The sequence below is a fragment of the Candidatus Hydrogenedens sp. genome (assembly GCA_035361075.1).
Taxonomy (GTDB): Bacteria; Hydrogenedentota; Hydrogenedentia; order Hydrogenedentales; family Hydrogenedentaceae; genus Hydrogenedens.
In genome coordinates this window covers 75574-91054 of the sequence record DAOSBX010000001.1, presented here as the reverse complement: position 1 = coordinate 91054, position 15481 = coordinate 75574, and the positions used below count along the sequence as shown (strand labels likewise).

The following is a 15481-nucleotide window of genomic DNA, read 5'->3' as shown; positions in this document are numbered from 1 at the left end:
GATATGCTTCTTTATTTCCTATCGTATTCGTTAAGTAGAGTTAGGAGTCCAAAAAATTTTAAAATATCCCATCAAAAAATTCAAATTAAACATAAAAAGGATAACTTAAATTGAAATTATACTTTTCTCGATTCCATGCCTTTGTTTTAACCCTTTTAATTTTAATGCTTATCATAGACCAAGTAACCAAAGTAGCTGCCATTAAATACTTAAAAGGAAAACCTTCTATTCACTTTCCAAGTTCGTGGACACCAAATGACCTTTTCCGTTTAACTTATACAGAAAATACTGGCGCTTTCCTTAGTCTGGGAAGTCAACTTCCTGAATCACTGAGGTTCTGGCTATTTACTGTTATGAACACAGTTGTATTGGCTATTTTATTATTCCTTATTTTCTATAAACAAAACCTTCCTCACATAACAATGATAAGTTTTTCACTTATCATTTCTGGCGGTGTCGGAAATATTATCGACCGAATATTTAGAGATGGGAGAGTTATTGACTTTATGAATATAGGTATAGGATTTGGCTCATGGAGTTTAAGAACAGGCATTTTTAATGTTGCCGATTTAGCCATTGTTTTTGGGTTAATTTTGTTACTAATTGGTGAATTTACCTCTCTGGGTAATACTAACATATCTACTTAGAAATTAGAATTTTTATTATAATATTTATGTTATAATATAAAAAGATGCTAAGTAGAAGGAATATGCCATGTTCACAAAAAAGACATTAATAATATTAGCAACTCTTCTAATTGTTTTGATTTTCTTTTCCCTATCCATAAAGCCTGCTTATGCTGCCGCGGGAAAAGGAGACGCTTTAGGTGCAGACAAGGATCTTGCTTCTAAAAAAGGTATTAGTGGTTCATTGGCTACAAAGCAATTTGATAAAAATAAATTGCCAGGCAAATGGAAAATAGGTTTTGCATTTGGCTCATTAGCTGCAGCAGTTGCTGTAGTAAAATGGTTATAATCATTTTTTCCCATTCGGATAACAATAATAATGGATTTAGAAAAAAGAGGGTATAATGCAAATAAAAAAGTAAGTATACGGGGGAAAAATAAGGTTCTAAAAAAAGAGAAAATTCTCGTTGTTGATGATGATACATCCGTATTGGACTATTTTTGTAAAATCTTAAAAAAATTAGGGTATTCGTGCGTTTGTTCATCATCTACTAATGAAGCTTTCTCTATGCTGGACAATGAAATGTTTGATTTGGTTATTGTTGATTATTTACTACCTGATACCAATGGCTTCACGTTCTTAAAAAAAGTAAAAGAGACAAATCCAGATATAGAAGTCATAATGATGACAGGGTTACAAGATACAAAAAACGCAATTGAAGCATTACGATTAGGAGCCTATGACTATCTATTAAAGCCTTTTCAAACGGAAGAAGCTAAAATTGCTATAGAAAGGGCGTTAGAACATCACTCTCTTATCATCGAACAAAAAAATTATAAAAAAGAATTAGAAAATAAAATAAAAGAAGCAACGGAGAATCTTAATAAAATCAACAATGAATTAAAACAAACCAAGGAGTATCTGGAACAACTTTTAAACATCTCGGTCGATGGCATCTTCATTCTTGACCCAAACTTCAATATTATTTATGCAAATTATGGGGCATCAAACATATTAGACTATCCCTCCAAAGAACTCGTAGGACAACATCTTTCTAAAATATTTACAGGGGGAAAAGAAGAAATTCAATATATTAAGCAAATTCTTATAAGCAAAAAAAACATTCAAAACTATGAAACAGAATTACAACGTAAAAATAAAACACAAGTTCCAGTAAATATTTCCCTCTCCTCAATTACAACAGAAAACAATCAAATTCATTCTATCCTTGCAATATTTAAAGACATCACTACACAAAAAAATTTAGAAAATGAACTAAAGGAAATGTCCATCAAAGATAGCTTAACAGACCTATATAATCAAAGATACTTCTATGACAGGCTTGAATCCGAAATTGAACGTGCTAAAAGGCAACGTCATCCATTGTCTCTTTTGTTGTTTGACATAGACCAGTTCAAAACATACAATGACTGTCACGGCCATTTGGAAGGAGATAAGGTCTTAAAAGCTGTCGGAAAAATTGTAAAAGATTGCACACGTGAACATGTTGATATCAGCTTCCGTTATGGCGGAGATGAATTTACCGTGATTCTACCCGAAACAGATGAAGAACAAGCTATCCATGTTGCAGAACGTATTCGTACCTCTTTCGAATCAAAAAAATTCAACAAACTTACATTATCAATCGGTGTTATAACTTACAAAGAAATTTTTTCAACACGTTCTTTTATCCGTTTCGCAGATAATTGTATGTATAATGCAAAACGTGCTGGCGGAAATCGTGTTTTCGTTTTCAAAATAACAGATAAAAACAATAAAGGGAATAAGACAAATGACAAAACAAATTAAACTCGGTATCTGCAACGAAATATTTAAAGATTGGAACAACATTAAACGAACAATGAAATATGTAAAAGAATTGGGGTATGACGGTATTGAAATTGCCCCATTTACAATATCTCAATATGTAACTGATATACCGTTAGAAACACGTAAAGAAATAAAACAACTATCAGAACAAATTGGATTAGAAGTTGCAGGGATTCATTGGGTCTTCGTTGGTCCTGAAAATGTTTACTTAACACATCCTGACCCAGAAATAAGAAACTTTACCGCACATTACTTAAAAGAATTGGTACATTTCTGCGCAGATATAGGAGGAAAAATTATTGTATTTGGGTCTCCAAAACAACGAAATGTTCAACGTAATATTTCCTACAATCAAGCATTTGAATATGCATGTGAGGTTTTCTCCCAAGCCATGCCTATCTGTGAAGAAAGAGATGTAACACTTTGTATAGAACAATTAACACATTGGGAAACAAATTTTTGCCATACCATCGAAGAAACTATCGAACTTATTGAGGCAATCGACCATCCAAAATTTCAACTCATTTTAGACACAAAAGCAATGACGTTCCTTCAAGAACCACGTGAAACTATTATTAGAAAATGTGCAAAATACCTCAAGCATTACCATGCCAACGATGAAAACCTATTAGGACCAGGCATGGGTAAGGTTGATTTCGGACCTATCATAAAAGCATTAAAAGACATAAATTACTCAGGATATATCTCAGTAGAAGTCTTTAAGTTTGATTTAGGCCCAGAAAAAATAGCAACAGAAAGTATAAATTACTTAAAAAAATTTCTTGATACGTAATGATACCAAAAACATTTATGATTCCAAATGTAGATAATCCGTTTCTTATTTTTAGAGATTGGTATGAAGAAGCAAAAAAACAACTCGACTACGAGCATGCGGTTTCTTCTGCATTAGCCACAGCCACAAAAGACGGCGTCCCAGATGTTCGAATGGTACTCGTTAAACAATGGGATGAAAATGGTTTTATATTTTATACAAATTTTTCCAGCAAAAAAGGACAGCAATTAGATGATAATCCCAAAGCCGCTTTATGTTTTTATTGGTATAAAATCAACAAACAAGTCCGAATTCGTGGCAATATACAAAAAGTAGAAGACCTTATTGCCGACCAGTATTTCGAAACAAGAGACCGCATTTCTCAAATAGGGGCATGGGCTTCAAAACAATCTCAAGTATTAAATAGCCGTTTTGAATTAGAAAAAAACGTTGTTTATTACCTCACAAAATTCGGCGTTTCAAAGGTTCCACGTCCCCCATTCTGGGGAGGATATAGACTTATCCCAAATGAAATCGAATTCTGGCTAAAAAAACCTTACCGTCTCCATGAACGTGTCCTATTTGAAAGAGACATTAATAACAAAACGTTATGGAATAAAAAGTTTCTATATCCGTAAAAAAAAGACACATACAAAACTTATTAAAAAATTCGAAAATACTATAAAAAATGGTATAATAGTTAAGACTAACTATATAACGAACGTTAATTAAATTAAAGTAAAGGGTAAAAAATGGTCATTGAACAATCAAATGAACAAATTGAATCCACTGAAGAACGTTTGTTAAAAAGTGCTCTTCGCCTTTTCTCTGAAAAAGGGTACGAGGGAACCAGTATTAGAGAAATTATTGAAGAGGCAGGTGTTACTCGTCCTGTGCTTTATTATTACTTCCAAAATAAAGAGGACTTATTTCGCAAACTGGTAGAATCAAGATTCAAACAACTAACTGAAAAAATGCTATATATCAAACAAAACTACTCCGATACTATAGGTAAACTTAAAGGTATCATACGAACCACTTTCGAAATGGCAGAAGAAGACCCGCAGTCTGTTAGGCTTATTTTACATGTATATTTTGCACCCATCCGTTCTGCTCCACCCATACGAGGTAGTGAAATAGGAAAACAAAGATTTAAAATAATTGAATCTATAATGAAAGAAGGTTTAGATAAAGCAGAATTGTCGGGTGGAGACGCTCGAGCCTTGACTTTAGCCTTCCTTGGGATTATGGATATGCATGTTATGGCTAAATCAGACCGTCCTGAACTTCGACTCACACCAGAACTTGCTGAGGGCTTGGTCGATTTATTTTTCTATGGAGCATGCTATAAGCTCAATCCTCCATTCTCATTAGTCAGCCCTTTTGTTTATGTATAAGTAGGAAATGAATCAATGCCTAAATTCGATATCGCCTTCTTTTTATCAAACAAAATAAAACAATATGACGAACAACAGGAACGCAATCCTTCCACAAAAATCCTAAAAGGAGCCGAACCACTCGAGTTAGGCGATAAGGATTCAGATATTGCACTACTCATGGTCCATGGTTTCTCTGGCTGTCCAACAGATTTTGAAAAACTTCCATATAATTTGGCTAATTTAGGTATATTCATAAAAGTAATTCTCTTGCCAGGACACGGAACAAGTCCCCTTGATTTCGAAAAAATATCTGCTGATTTACTGTTAGACGCTGTTGTTGACGAAATCATAAACTTAAAAAAGCATTATAAAACTGTCCTTGTGATCGGTCATTCTATGGGTGGTGCATTAGCGACCCTTGCTTATGTAAAAATTCCTTTTGACGGACTTATCCTTGCCGCTCCTTATTATGGAATTACTTTCAATCCACGTCTAATTTTCCCTCCTGAAAAATGGATACAATTACTCTCACCATTCATTCGATTTGTATATACACCTCCTGAAAATCAACCTATCTTAAAAAAAGAAGTGGCAAATCAAATTATTTCGTATCATTGGATACCTACAAAAGCAGGCTTGGTCGCCATGAAGATAGCCGAAAGGGCAAAAAAGGAATCTATTTTAGAACAAATTACGTGTCCAGTACTTTTAATTCATTCTAAAAAAGATAGTGTTGCAAGCCCTGAATGTGCAAAAAATGCTTTTGAAAAAATGGCCTCCGAAAATAAAGATATACTATGGCTTGAAAATTCAGACCATGTCATTTTTTGGGATTATGATAAAGAGATAGTGGGAGAAAAAATAAAAGACTTTATTTATCAATTTATAAATAGGAAAGGCACATAAGATTCACTTATGTGCCTTTAATCCATTTTTAAATAATGTAGCCTTACTTTTCCGCTTCCTTCCAGAGTTCATGAACTTTATCCCAATAAACGACATTCCAAAACGCCGTTATATATTCAGGCCTGCGATTCTGATACTTCAAATAGTATGCATGTTCCCATACATCTAACCCTAAAATAGGAATATGTCCCTGTAAAATAGGTGAGTCTTGGTTTGCTGTGCTATATACCTTCAACTCTTTGTTCTGGTCCACAACCAACCATGCCCAACCACTTCCAAATCTTGTTTTCCCTGCATTTTCAAATAACTCCTTAAACGACCCATAGCTACCAAAATTTCTTTCTATTGCTTTTAACAAATCCCCTTTAGGTTCACCCCCACCTTTTGGCGACATAATTTCCCAGAATAGCGAATGATTAGCGTGCCCACCTCCGTGATTAATTACAATTTGTCGTTTATCTTCTGGGACTTCATTAATCTTCGATAACAATACCTCCACCGCTATACCCGAAAACTGTGGCAATGATTCAAGGGCTTTATTTACATTATCAATATAAGCGGTGTGGTGTTTCTGGTGATGAATCTCCATCGTACGTGTGTCAATATGTGGCTCTAACGCATCATAAGAATAAGGTAATGAAGGTAATTGGTATGACATATCTAATCTCCTTTCATATAGATATAGTTTCATGTTAAACTACTATTTGTTAAAAACTTTCAAACAAAAAAACGAAAATGTCTTGCTCTTTATTCCTAAAATTATGAGTCAAATTCGAAAAAATATTTACAAATCTATTTTTGAAAAAAACGTTCAGTTAATTGGTGAAGAAAAACAAAATAAACTGAAAAATGCTCACGTTGCTGTTTTCGGTTTAGGTGGAGTTGGCTCTTATGCGTTAGAAGCCATTGTCCGTGCAGGAGTTGGAACAATCACTATTATTGACTTTGACCGCGTTGAAATATCAAATATTAACAGACAACTTCTTGCAACATATCAAACAATAGATAAATATAAAACCGATGTTGCTGAGGAACGGATATATACCATCAATCCTGAGGTGCATCTGCATAAATTCACAATATTCATCACTAAAGAAACAATCCCTTCAATTCTAAAAAATAATATTCAATATGCCATAGATGCTATCGATACAATTGAAAGTAAGGTTCATCTCTTAGAATCGCTTTATAAAAACAATATCAAAACAATTTCATGTATGGGAGCAGGTTGGAAAATAAACCCATCAGCCATTACAATTGCAGATATCTCAAAAACCCATACATGCCCATTAGCCAAAATAATCAGGACAGAATTAAGGAAAAGAAACATTACAAAGGGTATACCATGTGTCTTTTCCAAAGAACCACCTATTAAATCGGAAATTTCGCCTGAGAGTAATTTATACATGTTCAAAGGAAATAAAAAAAATATCGGAAGTATTTCATACCTTCCAGGAATTATTGGTCTAACAGCAGGAGGATATATTATTAATCAAATCATTAATTCGTAAGTCAACTCATATTATAATTACATAAAACATTTATCTATCAATCCGATAATCATGATTAACTGTCGGGCAATCCGTCATTATCCTCATCATTATAGTTTATAATAAAAATCTGAGAAAAGTCCTTTCCATCAAAAGTTACGTGTCTGTTACCATACTCATCACAAGTAGGAACTACTCGATTAAACGCTATTAAATCCCCTTTCCTTGAAACTACGATGGCATAAGGCTTATTAACATAATATTTTGATGTTAAAAAAACTGACTCTGCAAAATGGTCTCCTTCTTCGACACATATTGCAACTATGCTACCATCACTAATTGAAAAAATGGTTTTTCCAGATGGATGCCAACGAATATTATCCTCAACTCCCTCGCTTAAAAAACTCGCCTGAATAGGCTTCATTTCTATCTCATTTGTATCATTCATATTTGGGACATTTAAGATAAATATTTGCGTTTTTCCTTCATTATCTTTATTTAAATAAGCTATTCGTTTACCATCAGGAGAACCTCGAACAATTCCAGAAGAAAAAACCTTAGTTATTTTATGAATAACCACCCCTTCTGGTGATTTCAGATATGTTGTGCAGGTTCCAGAATCAGCGGTTTGAATGTTAACACTGTCAGGGATATTTACTATACACAGATAGTCAACATATTCATCCCCTTCTTTCACTGTCCCAATAAACGCTCTCATTTTCCCTTCTGAATCGACCCAAGAATCACCTAAAGCCTTTATAATATCTCCATCTTTTGCTTCTTCTGGCAAAACAACATTGACTAATAAAGCAAAATAATAATCAGCATTCGGCTTTAATAAATCTGTAGGTTCAAAATATGCAATTGTTCGTCCATATTGAGGTAAAAGATAATCATCATAAGTGCAACCTAATTTTTTGCCGTTTGCTGAATACTCATGACGATGCGAACCTCCTCTATGAGCCCCTTTAATAATAGGTTTACCACATGAAGTGTCCCGCATATCTACCCACTCAATAACGTTTCTTCCCTGTTTAATTAAATAAGTATCTAAATCCACAATTGCACCTCTTCGATTATTTTTTGCATAAATATCTTTATTTTCTATATCCCCATATAAATGTGTAACCTCAGGTCCGTGAATAAAAACTAATTGATATTCCTTCGGATGGAAAGACACTGCACCAATTCCCGGTGCCGGTTTAGAACCAATTCTGACCTTTTCAGGTGAATATACTACATATTCCTTACCTGTTTGAATATTAACAACCTCAATTGAGATACAATTTTCAATGCCTGGACCTATTGTACCACGAGTATCGTAACACAAATATTTGTCATCAAAAGAAAAGTTGTCATTATTGTCTAATTCGTGATTCTTTGTCGAAAAAGTCAATTGTCGAATTTGGGCATCTGAACTCTCTCTAACTGCTTCACTTTCACATACAATTGCCAAAAATAATATTTCGAGAAATAATATAAATACTACACATTTTATTCCTCTAAACATAATAGAAACTCCAAAAAAAATACCTTTTTATTATAATTACACTTTAATAACAAATAGTGTCGGACCTTTTAAGTCCGACACTATTATCATAATCTCCACATTATTTTACAGAGATATTACATATTTCTCTGTACTATCCTCTTGTGTTGGTATTTTCTTAAAATATAACCACCTGTTAAGGCTATTACACCTACCAGTAGCACATATCCAAACACATTGCCTGCTGGTATCTCTGGTGATACAGTCAATCGTATGTGATTAGATACTTTCGACTCAGGCTCGTATTGCTGCGTTTCTTCGTTCCATGTCTGACCACTGTCAGTAATAATGACATAATAATCACCCGAATCAGTAACCTGTAAATCATTCATTTCCAAAATAGGTGAATCCGTTCCTACAGTATAAACTGTTTTACTCATCAAATCATCATGTTGCCATAAGTAATGTAATGGCGGAACACCACCACTCACAATTACCTCAAATGTATATGATTCTCCTACCTTCTTTTCTACTTCGGGATCCCCAGCGATCACAGGAGTAGTTAAATGTTCGTATACATTTAAAGGCATCGCTTCTGTCCACAATGTTCCTCTTGCATCAGTTATACTGCAATAATACACACCCTGGTCAGCAAGCGTAACATCATATAGGACCCAATAAGCCGTGTATGGGTCAGCATTACTCTGAATAGGTGAACCAAGTGCATTTTCTGGCGCAGTTCCATTCTTATACCATTGATACGTACGAGTACCTTTTCCACCTTGTGTAGTTACACTCAACCTTACTTCAGCGGTATTCACATATACCGTACCTGGATTCGTAACCTCTATAATTTCAAGTGGGTCACCGACGATCAAGTATGCTTGATTTGAAATTACATAGCCAGCGGTATTAGTAATTACAACATCATAATAACCCTCGTCATCAACTTGCGCACCTAAAATCTGTAGTGTACTTGTTGAGGTACCCGACAAAGCGTTCATTGTGGCACCGAAGATATGTACACCATCGCTAACCAAATTAAAACCACCTTTACGCCATTGATATGTTACATTAGTAGTACTATAAGCCGTGGCAGATAGAGTTATGGCACCACCTTCATCTACCTGAGCATTAGATGGGTGCACTATAATAGTAGGTTTGTCATTTACTCTTAGATACACAACTGCTGAATTGACAAAACCCATAGAATTATCTACACGGACATAGTAATAGCCTTCATTCTCTTCTTGTGCACCTTGACCTATCGGAGGTCCATATATGTTATAGAAAGCATATGCAGGTCCTTGACCCTGTCTTACTATATTTTCAACACATGGGACAGGTTCATTGCATACCTCAGGAGTAGGTGGTAATGTTTCACCATCCATGTCCGCAGGGAAGAAATACCATGTATAGGTCAAAATACCTGAACCCCCTGCAGAAACTATAAACTGTACTGCCTGACCTGGATTTACTGTCTTAGATGTAGGCTGTATCATAATAGCAGGGTCACGAATCTCGAGATATGCAGGATTGGTAACTACACCCAATGGTGAACCACCATTAAACACTTTACAACGATAGTAAGCATTCTCTGTAACATCCAGAATATTACCAGTTATTGTAAATCCAGGTGGATCACCACTCGGAGATGTACCAATAGGATATGAACCACTTAAGCCAGGGACATTCGACCACGGACCACTTTCACTCGTTGCCTTCTGCCATTGCCACCAGATAGGTAATGCACCAGTTACCCTGCACTGGAAAGTAACATTTGCGTGCGGTGGCGCAGATATACTTGATGGATGGCTTAAAATCTTAACCCCGTCATATACATTCAATTTGGCAGGATTAGAGATAGCTTCACCAGTATCATTCATCACCTTAACTCGATACCAACCTTGATTTGCTTCACTAACAGATGGTATTACCAAAGTCTTTTCTCTCGCTTCCGAGCCTGGCAAATCCACAAATGCACTATCTGGTGGTATTGTCTCAGGAGGTAACTCTGGTGGTTCAATCTGAGGTGCATACTGCCACTGATAACCTCTACTAACAATTGTATAATCTATTGTTGGGTCAATCCCTGGGGCAGGAGGTGGGTCAGTGGGTTTTAACGTTTCTACATTAAACGACACAAGCATATTAGGATATTCATTCACATCCTGTGGATGCTGAGTAATTATTGGCGCTTCTAACACATTCAAGAAGGCATCCCTTGAGAACACATCACCTGCTGAATTTCTAATTCTCACTCTATACCAACCTTGCAAGGCTTCAGGAACTGACAAAATTTCGTAGAAGTTATTTGTTGCCCCAATAATTTCTCTAAATGTTCCATCTGTGTTACGGAACCATTGATATTCAACAGCTGTCGAACTCTGCACTACGACAGAAAATTTTGCATATCCACCAGGCCAAACTGCTAAATCCGTAGGTTGTTGTAATATTTGTGCTAATTGTAACAATGCTACTACCGAATTATATGGTACTGTAGTTGTCCATATTTGGTAGGGTTGTAATTCGCCTGTACCATTATTAATCTTCTTCGGCGTCGCAGGCGGTGTAAATGTTTCATTATCCACTTTTAAAAAGAGTCCTGAAAATGTCTGGTCTGACTCATTAATCACAAAAATCTGGTCAAATTCCTTAAATGGACTCCAATTATTACCACCACCATAATTCAAACGTTTCATAACAACCCTGGGAGTTCCCGGTGCAGCACCCTGTGGAATTACTGCTATTGGCGCCAATACGCTTACATAACTCTCATTCCAGTAAGGTGATTGTAAAGTACCTTCAATATTAGGACCACCTAATAATTGTGGGATAAAAGGATGCTTATAATAATGATTTGGAAAACGATTTTCATCTGTAAATGTTGAAATACCATAAATTCCTGGATTTGTGGTTGAACCACGTACAAGTGTCGGTGTAGACAACGTTGTATTTGGTTGATATTGATTCAACAAATCATCATTCATATTTGAAATAACAGTGAGTTTTCCATTATTATTCGGGTCACTATCTCTCGCCCCACCCGCAGTTACCACTAAATTATTTGCTATAACGATAGAACCATGGAGTTTAACCATTCCTGGAGTTGCATATCCGCCATTACCACCTGAACCACCATTACCTCCTACTGTACCATTACCTCCGGAACCACCTAAATTGCCATTACCACCCTTACCACCATCTCCACCCTCAATTGTAAATAGTAACAAATCTATAACCTGTCCAGGTTCGCCTGCTACACCAAACCCACGACCTGTAGACGGGTAACCCACTTGTGGTCCATTCGGTTGGCCTAACGAAGGGGCAATAGTCCCTGGAGAACCCGTTGTAGGAGGAGTACAAGACACATCTACTGTCATTAAGGAAGGAACACGTAACAAACCTCTTGCAGATAGGATAATAGCACCTCCACCATTACCACCGTTTCCACCACTACCTCCAGAACCACCAACTCCACCGATTCCACCTACACCACCATCTCCTCCTTTTCCACTCGCACCTCCATCACCTCCATTTGCACGGTCTGCAAGATATTCACCGGCACCACCACCACCACCACTACCACCACTAGCACCACCACCGCCACCACCACCTTGACCACCACCTTGACCACCGCCGCCACCACCACCGCCAGCACCACCAGCACCACCAAACAGATCCAATGTATTTACAGGCACATTAAACATCCCACTGTAACCATCTCCACCATTTTTTCCATTTTCTCCCTGCTGACCACTTGCTCCGTTTGTTCCGGGTAAGGACTGGTTAGCATCTGTCCCATTACCACCATTACCACCATGAGGGAAACCCGTTCCACCACCACTCCCAGCACTACCTACAGCGGTAGAACCCATACCATATCCCCCGCCAGAACCACCTATGGTTCCACCCTGACCAAGGCTACCACCAGCAGGACCGCCTTGTGAACCAAAACCGTATGTACCTGGTGAACCTGCTGAACCATTTTGCCCAGCAAAACCATTAGCACCTTGCGAACCATTTACACCAACAACACCACCTTGTCCTGGTTGTCCTTGTTGCCAAAAACTATCAGTACCGGGTCCTCCAGGTCTTGATGGCCCACCAGCACCACCTTGACCAGCGGATGAACCACCAGGCCTACCTGCTCCTCCAGCACCACCAGAGCCACCAACTCCTCCTCCGGAACGTCCAGCCAAAGAACCATTTACATTAAAAGATGATGCTACAGTCATATCTCTATAGGCGGCAATTGCAAGAGGCCTTGTTCCTATGACATTAATTGTTACCCCAGCAGATATATTTACATTCTTAAAATTAAATACAGCCACCCCTCCAGCATTTGTGGCGTAATGTAAAGTAGGAGTAACTCCATTCTGTCCCTCCATAAACAGACCATCTGTATTGAATGTTATTACACCGCCACTTGGTGCTATTAAATCAGGTCCGTTTGGGTCACCAACATAATACGCGCTGGATGTTTGAGCTTCACTATTCATTGCAAACAACAATGAATACATGACAGCCAACAATAAAATAAAATTGTTCAAATAATATTTTTTCATTTATCCTTCCTCCTTTACATTAAAGTAAATTTAATTATATTATAAATCCTAATCATATTTATATTATATAATTTTATTTCCATAAAATCAATAAACTTCTATTGTTATTTTTCCTAATAAAATTTTCACCTAATCTCCTCCGGGAGCATATCCATCTTCACCATTTGAATCACAATGATACTTACTACCCGTCGAATTAAAAAATTGAATTAGTCGAAGTAATTCATTTAACTCTATTTTCCACGATACAGGGCTGTAATCGCTATCATGTGGAGAACAATCATGCGAACCTGAACCAGTAGCATATCCATCTTCTGTCTCCGCATCACAATGGTATGCATTAGAATTAAAAAGCTGTATTACACGAAGTAATTCAGTAAGAACAATAGTCCAGTCTTTATTTAGATCTGCGGAATGATATGTACAAGGTTCACCTTCTGTTATTCCTTCCCCTTCTACTCCACCTTCAACTGTTCCTTCGGTTATTCCCTCTCCTTCAACTGTGCCTTCAACAATTCCCTCAATTATCCCTTCTCCTTCATTTATTCCTTCTATTGAACCTTCGGTTTGCCCTTCACCTTCTATAATACCTTCTACAATGCCCTCTTCGATACCCTCTCCTTCACCTGGAATTGCATCAAGAACATATACATCAACAGGAGTTAATGGGTCTGCTGTTGTAATTAATGTTGTCCATCTTTCATTAACATCAAGATCACCCGTTCCAAAGCCTATAGGTACTGGATTATCATTGCCCACTTTTATATAAACTCTTGATAAATTCATTTCTCCTTTATTTACTAATATGATATGGTCAAAACCCTCAAAATATGAATTACTACCCGTTATCCTTATTAATTCTACACCCCTAACTTCTAATTCAGGAACAGCAGATTCTATTAAATCTTCGTATAAAACATTATTTGTTAAATAACCTTCAACATCAAGACCAGAAATTAGTTCGGGAATTAATGGTGTATCTTCCTCTGGATTAAAAATATTAAAATCTCTCAATACTGAATTATTGGTGGTCAAGCCTACCAATGTGCCTTGATTCGTAAATTTAGGCAATCTGAAACTAAGTAAGTATTGAGACATGTTCGTTATCAAAGTAACTCTGCCATTTGATTCTGCAAATAAATCCCCAGAATAGTTTGCTTTTACTGTAACCCGTTGTGTTCCTGTTGGAAGGTTGAGAACAGAACCTTGAAGTTTCACCATACCGGGGGTTCCATACCCTCCTCTACCACCGGCACCTCCTCCAGTTCCAGCAGTGCCATTTTGAGGTGGCGCAGCAGACACATCAATAAAAATATTATTTGCAATTGTTAACATTCCTCTTGCCCCTAAAATTAAAGCCCCACCGCCTGTTCCTCCTTTACCGCCGTCTCCACCATTTTCTCCGTAATCTTTAATAAACATGGACACAATTTCTTTTGAGCCCAATGGATAATTATCTCCTCCATCCCCACCTAAAGCTCCTGTTCCGCCATTTCCACCTTTACCTCCATCTCCACCTGCACCTCCTATTGTAGAACCAATCCCTCCTCCTTCACCAGACTTTTCTTCAGTAGGCAAAATAAGTGTAAACGCTCCACCACCTCCTCCTCCAGAACCTCCACCTCCTCCACCTCCGCCATCACCGGAACCTCCTGTTCCACCACCGCCACCCCCTCCTCCACCACCACTACCACCTGCTATTAATAACGAATTCGGAGGAATCAAACATTGTCCATTTTTTCCTACTTTACCATTTTCACCCACAAAACCTGATGGCATAAATTCACCTTCCCATGTTCCCGGAACGGAATCACTTCCTCTAATCCCAACAGCGCCAGCATGTCCATTACTCAGTTCATCATAACCTATTCCCCCTGCACCAGCATTACCACCAAAGCCACCTTCTGCACCCATACCACTACCTGCTTTACCTCCACCACCACCTTTACCTCCTTCACCACCAAAAGCACCACCTAATGTGCCTGGTGCTACTGTAAGATTGGTACTAATAACCATATCCCCAGCGGAAAGAATAGCCAATGGCCTTTTACCTTGAATAACCACATTAACACCGGGACCCAAATTTACATAACTAAAACGAAACACACACACACCAAAAACGTCTTCCCCATACCTCGTCGGCGTTATATCACCATAAATAGTCATTGAGTCCGTGTCAATAATAATAGTTCCTACCCTATTAGCAAGATTCAATGGACGGTTCTGGTGTCCCAAACCTTCTTCAGCATTATAAAGTAAATCTAACGCTGATTGTGACCATGACAAAGAAGATAACACAATAACTAAACATGAAAATAAGATTATCCTTCTATCCATTTTTATATTATAAACCCTTAACTTTTTATTCATTGAAACTACCTCTTTATTTGTAAATATATTATACATAAATTATACATAAA

Annotated in this window: 12 protein-coding genes; 8 read left to right on the top strand and 4 right to left on the bottom strand. The window is 37.2% G+C overall.

The features are described from left to right. The first annotated feature begins 110 nt into the window (after nt 1–110). From lspA to PLJ10_00315, 7 genes are all read left to right on the top strand, one after another. Complete coding sequence (lspA, locus tag PLJ10_00345) at nt 111–647, top strand: signal peptidase II (GenBank protein ID HOK08090.1); 537 nt, start codon at nt 111–113, stop codon at nt 645–647. 67 nt (nt 648–714) lie between these two features. Continuing rightward, nucleotides 715–975, top strand: a complete 261-nt coding sequence (locus tag PLJ10_00340; protein HOK08089.1) for a hypothetical protein — start codon at nt 715–717, stop codon at nt 973–975. Between the two features lie 30 nt (nt 976–1005). Then, nucleotides 1006–2436: a diguanylate cyclase gene (locus PLJ10_00335; GenBank protein HOK08088.1), complete on the top strand. Its 1431-nt coding sequence runs from the start codon at nt 1006–1008 to the stop codon at nt 2434–2436. Continuing rightward, nucleotides 2420–3250 carry a sugar phosphate isomerase/epimerase family protein gene (locus tag PLJ10_00330; protein ID HOK08087.1) on the top strand — a complete coding sequence of 277 codons (831 nt, stop codon included), beginning with the start codon at nt 2420–2422 and terminating at the stop codon, nt 3248–3250. The genes PLJ10_00335 and PLJ10_00330 overlap by 17 nt, the downstream gene beginning before the upstream one ends. 17 nt (nt 3251–3267) lie before the next feature. Further along, nucleotides 3268–3867 (top strand): pyridoxamine 5'-phosphate oxidase, encoded by a 600-nt coding sequence (pdxH, locus tag PLJ10_00325; GenBank protein HOK08086.1) that lies wholly within the window; start codon nt 3268–3270, stop codon nt 3865–3867. A gap of 114 nt (nt 3868–3981) precedes the next feature. Beyond that, nucleotides 3982–4626: a TetR/AcrR family transcriptional regulator gene (locus tag PLJ10_00320; GenBank protein HOK08085.1), complete on the top strand. Its 645-nt coding sequence runs from the start codon at nt 3982–3984 to the stop codon at nt 4624–4626. Nucleotides 4627–4641: 15 nt separating this feature from the next. Then, nucleotides 4642–5514, top strand: coding sequence for an alpha/beta fold hydrolase (locus tag PLJ10_00315; GenBank protein HOK08084.1), 873 nt, complete (start codon nt 4642–4644; stop codon nt 5512–5514). A gap of 43 nt (nt 5515–5557) precedes the next feature. Here PLJ10_00315 and PLJ10_00310 read toward each other — a convergent pair whose 3' ends face one another. Further along, complete coding sequence (locus PLJ10_00310) at nt 5558–6172, bottom strand: superoxide dismutase (GenBank protein HOK08083.1); 615 nt, start codon at nt 6170–6172, stop codon at nt 5558–5560. A gap of 31 nt (nt 6173–6203) precedes the next feature. Here PLJ10_00310 and PLJ10_00305 point away from each other — a divergent pair, with 31 nt between their 5' ends. Continuing rightward, nucleotides 6204–7025, top strand: a complete 822-nt coding sequence (locus PLJ10_00305) for a tRNA threonylcarbamoyladenosine dehydratase (protein ID HOK08082.1) — start codon at nt 6204–6206, stop codon at nt 7023–7025. Nucleotides 7026–7080: 55 nt separating this feature from the next. Here the strand turns inward: PLJ10_00305 and PLJ10_00300 are convergent, their stop codons facing one another. The 3 genes from PLJ10_00300 to PLJ10_00290 form a co-directional block, all read right to left on the bottom strand. After that, nucleotides 7081–8514 (bottom strand): DUF3748 domain-containing protein, encoded by a 1434-nt coding sequence (locus PLJ10_00300; protein HOK08081.1) that lies wholly within the window; start codon nt 8512–8514, stop codon nt 7081–7083. A gap of 116 nt (nt 8515–8630) precedes the next feature. Further along, complete coding sequence (locus PLJ10_00295) at nt 8631–13061, bottom strand: immunoglobulin domain-containing protein (GenBank protein ID HOK08080.1); 4431 nt, start codon at nt 13059–13061, stop codon at nt 8631–8633. A 129-nt stretch (nt 13062–13190) separates the two neighbouring features. Beyond that, nucleotides 13191–15431 carry a hypothetical protein gene (locus tag PLJ10_00290; GenBank protein HOK08079.1) on the bottom strand — a complete coding sequence of 747 codons (2241 nt, stop codon included), beginning with the start codon at nt 15429–15431 and terminating at the stop codon, nt 13191–13193. Between the last annotated feature and the right edge of the window lie 50 nt (nt 15432–15481).

Bases quoted from the DNA above. Each gene is read 5' to 3' on its own strand.
- pdxH (HOK08086.1), top strand. From the start codon at position 3,268: ATGATTCCAAATGTAGATAATCCGTTTCTTATTTTTAGAGATTGGTAT.
- PLJ10_00320 (HOK08085.1), top strand. From the start codon at position 3,982: ATGGTCATTGAACAATCAAATGAACAAATTGAATCCACTGAAGAACGT.
- PLJ10_00290 (HOK08079.1), bottom strand. From the start codon at position 15,431: ATGAATAAAAAGTTAAGGGTTTATAATATAAAAATGGATAGAAGGATA.
- PLJ10_00310 (HOK08083.1), bottom strand. From the start codon at position 6,172: ATGTCATACCAATTACCTTCATTACCTTATTCTTATGATGCGTTAGAG.
- PLJ10_00335 (HOK08088.1), top strand. From the start codon at position 1,006: ATGGATTTAGAAAAAAGAGGGTATAATGCAAATAAAAAAGTAAGTATA.
- PLJ10_00315 (HOK08084.1), top strand. From the start codon at position 4,642: ATGCCTAAATTCGATATCGCCTTCTTTTTATCAAACAAAATAAAACAA.
- PLJ10_00295 (HOK08080.1), bottom strand. From the start codon at position 13,061: ATGAAAAAATATTATTTGAACAATTTTATTTTATTGTTGGCTGTCATG.
- PLJ10_00305 (HOK08082.1), top strand. From the start codon at position 6,204: ATGTTAAACTACTATTTGTTAAAAACTTTCAAACAAAAAAACGAAAAT.
- PLJ10_00300 (HOK08081.1), bottom strand. From the start codon at position 8,514: ATGTTTAGAGGAATAAAATGTGTAGTATTTATATTATTTCTCGAAATA.
- PLJ10_00340 (HOK08089.1), top strand. From the start codon at position 715: ATGTTCACAAAAAAGACATTAATAATATTAGCAACTCTTCTAATTGTT.
- PLJ10_00330 (HOK08087.1), top strand. From the start codon at position 2,420: ATGACAAAACAAATTAAACTCGGTATCTGCAACGAAATATTTAAAGAT.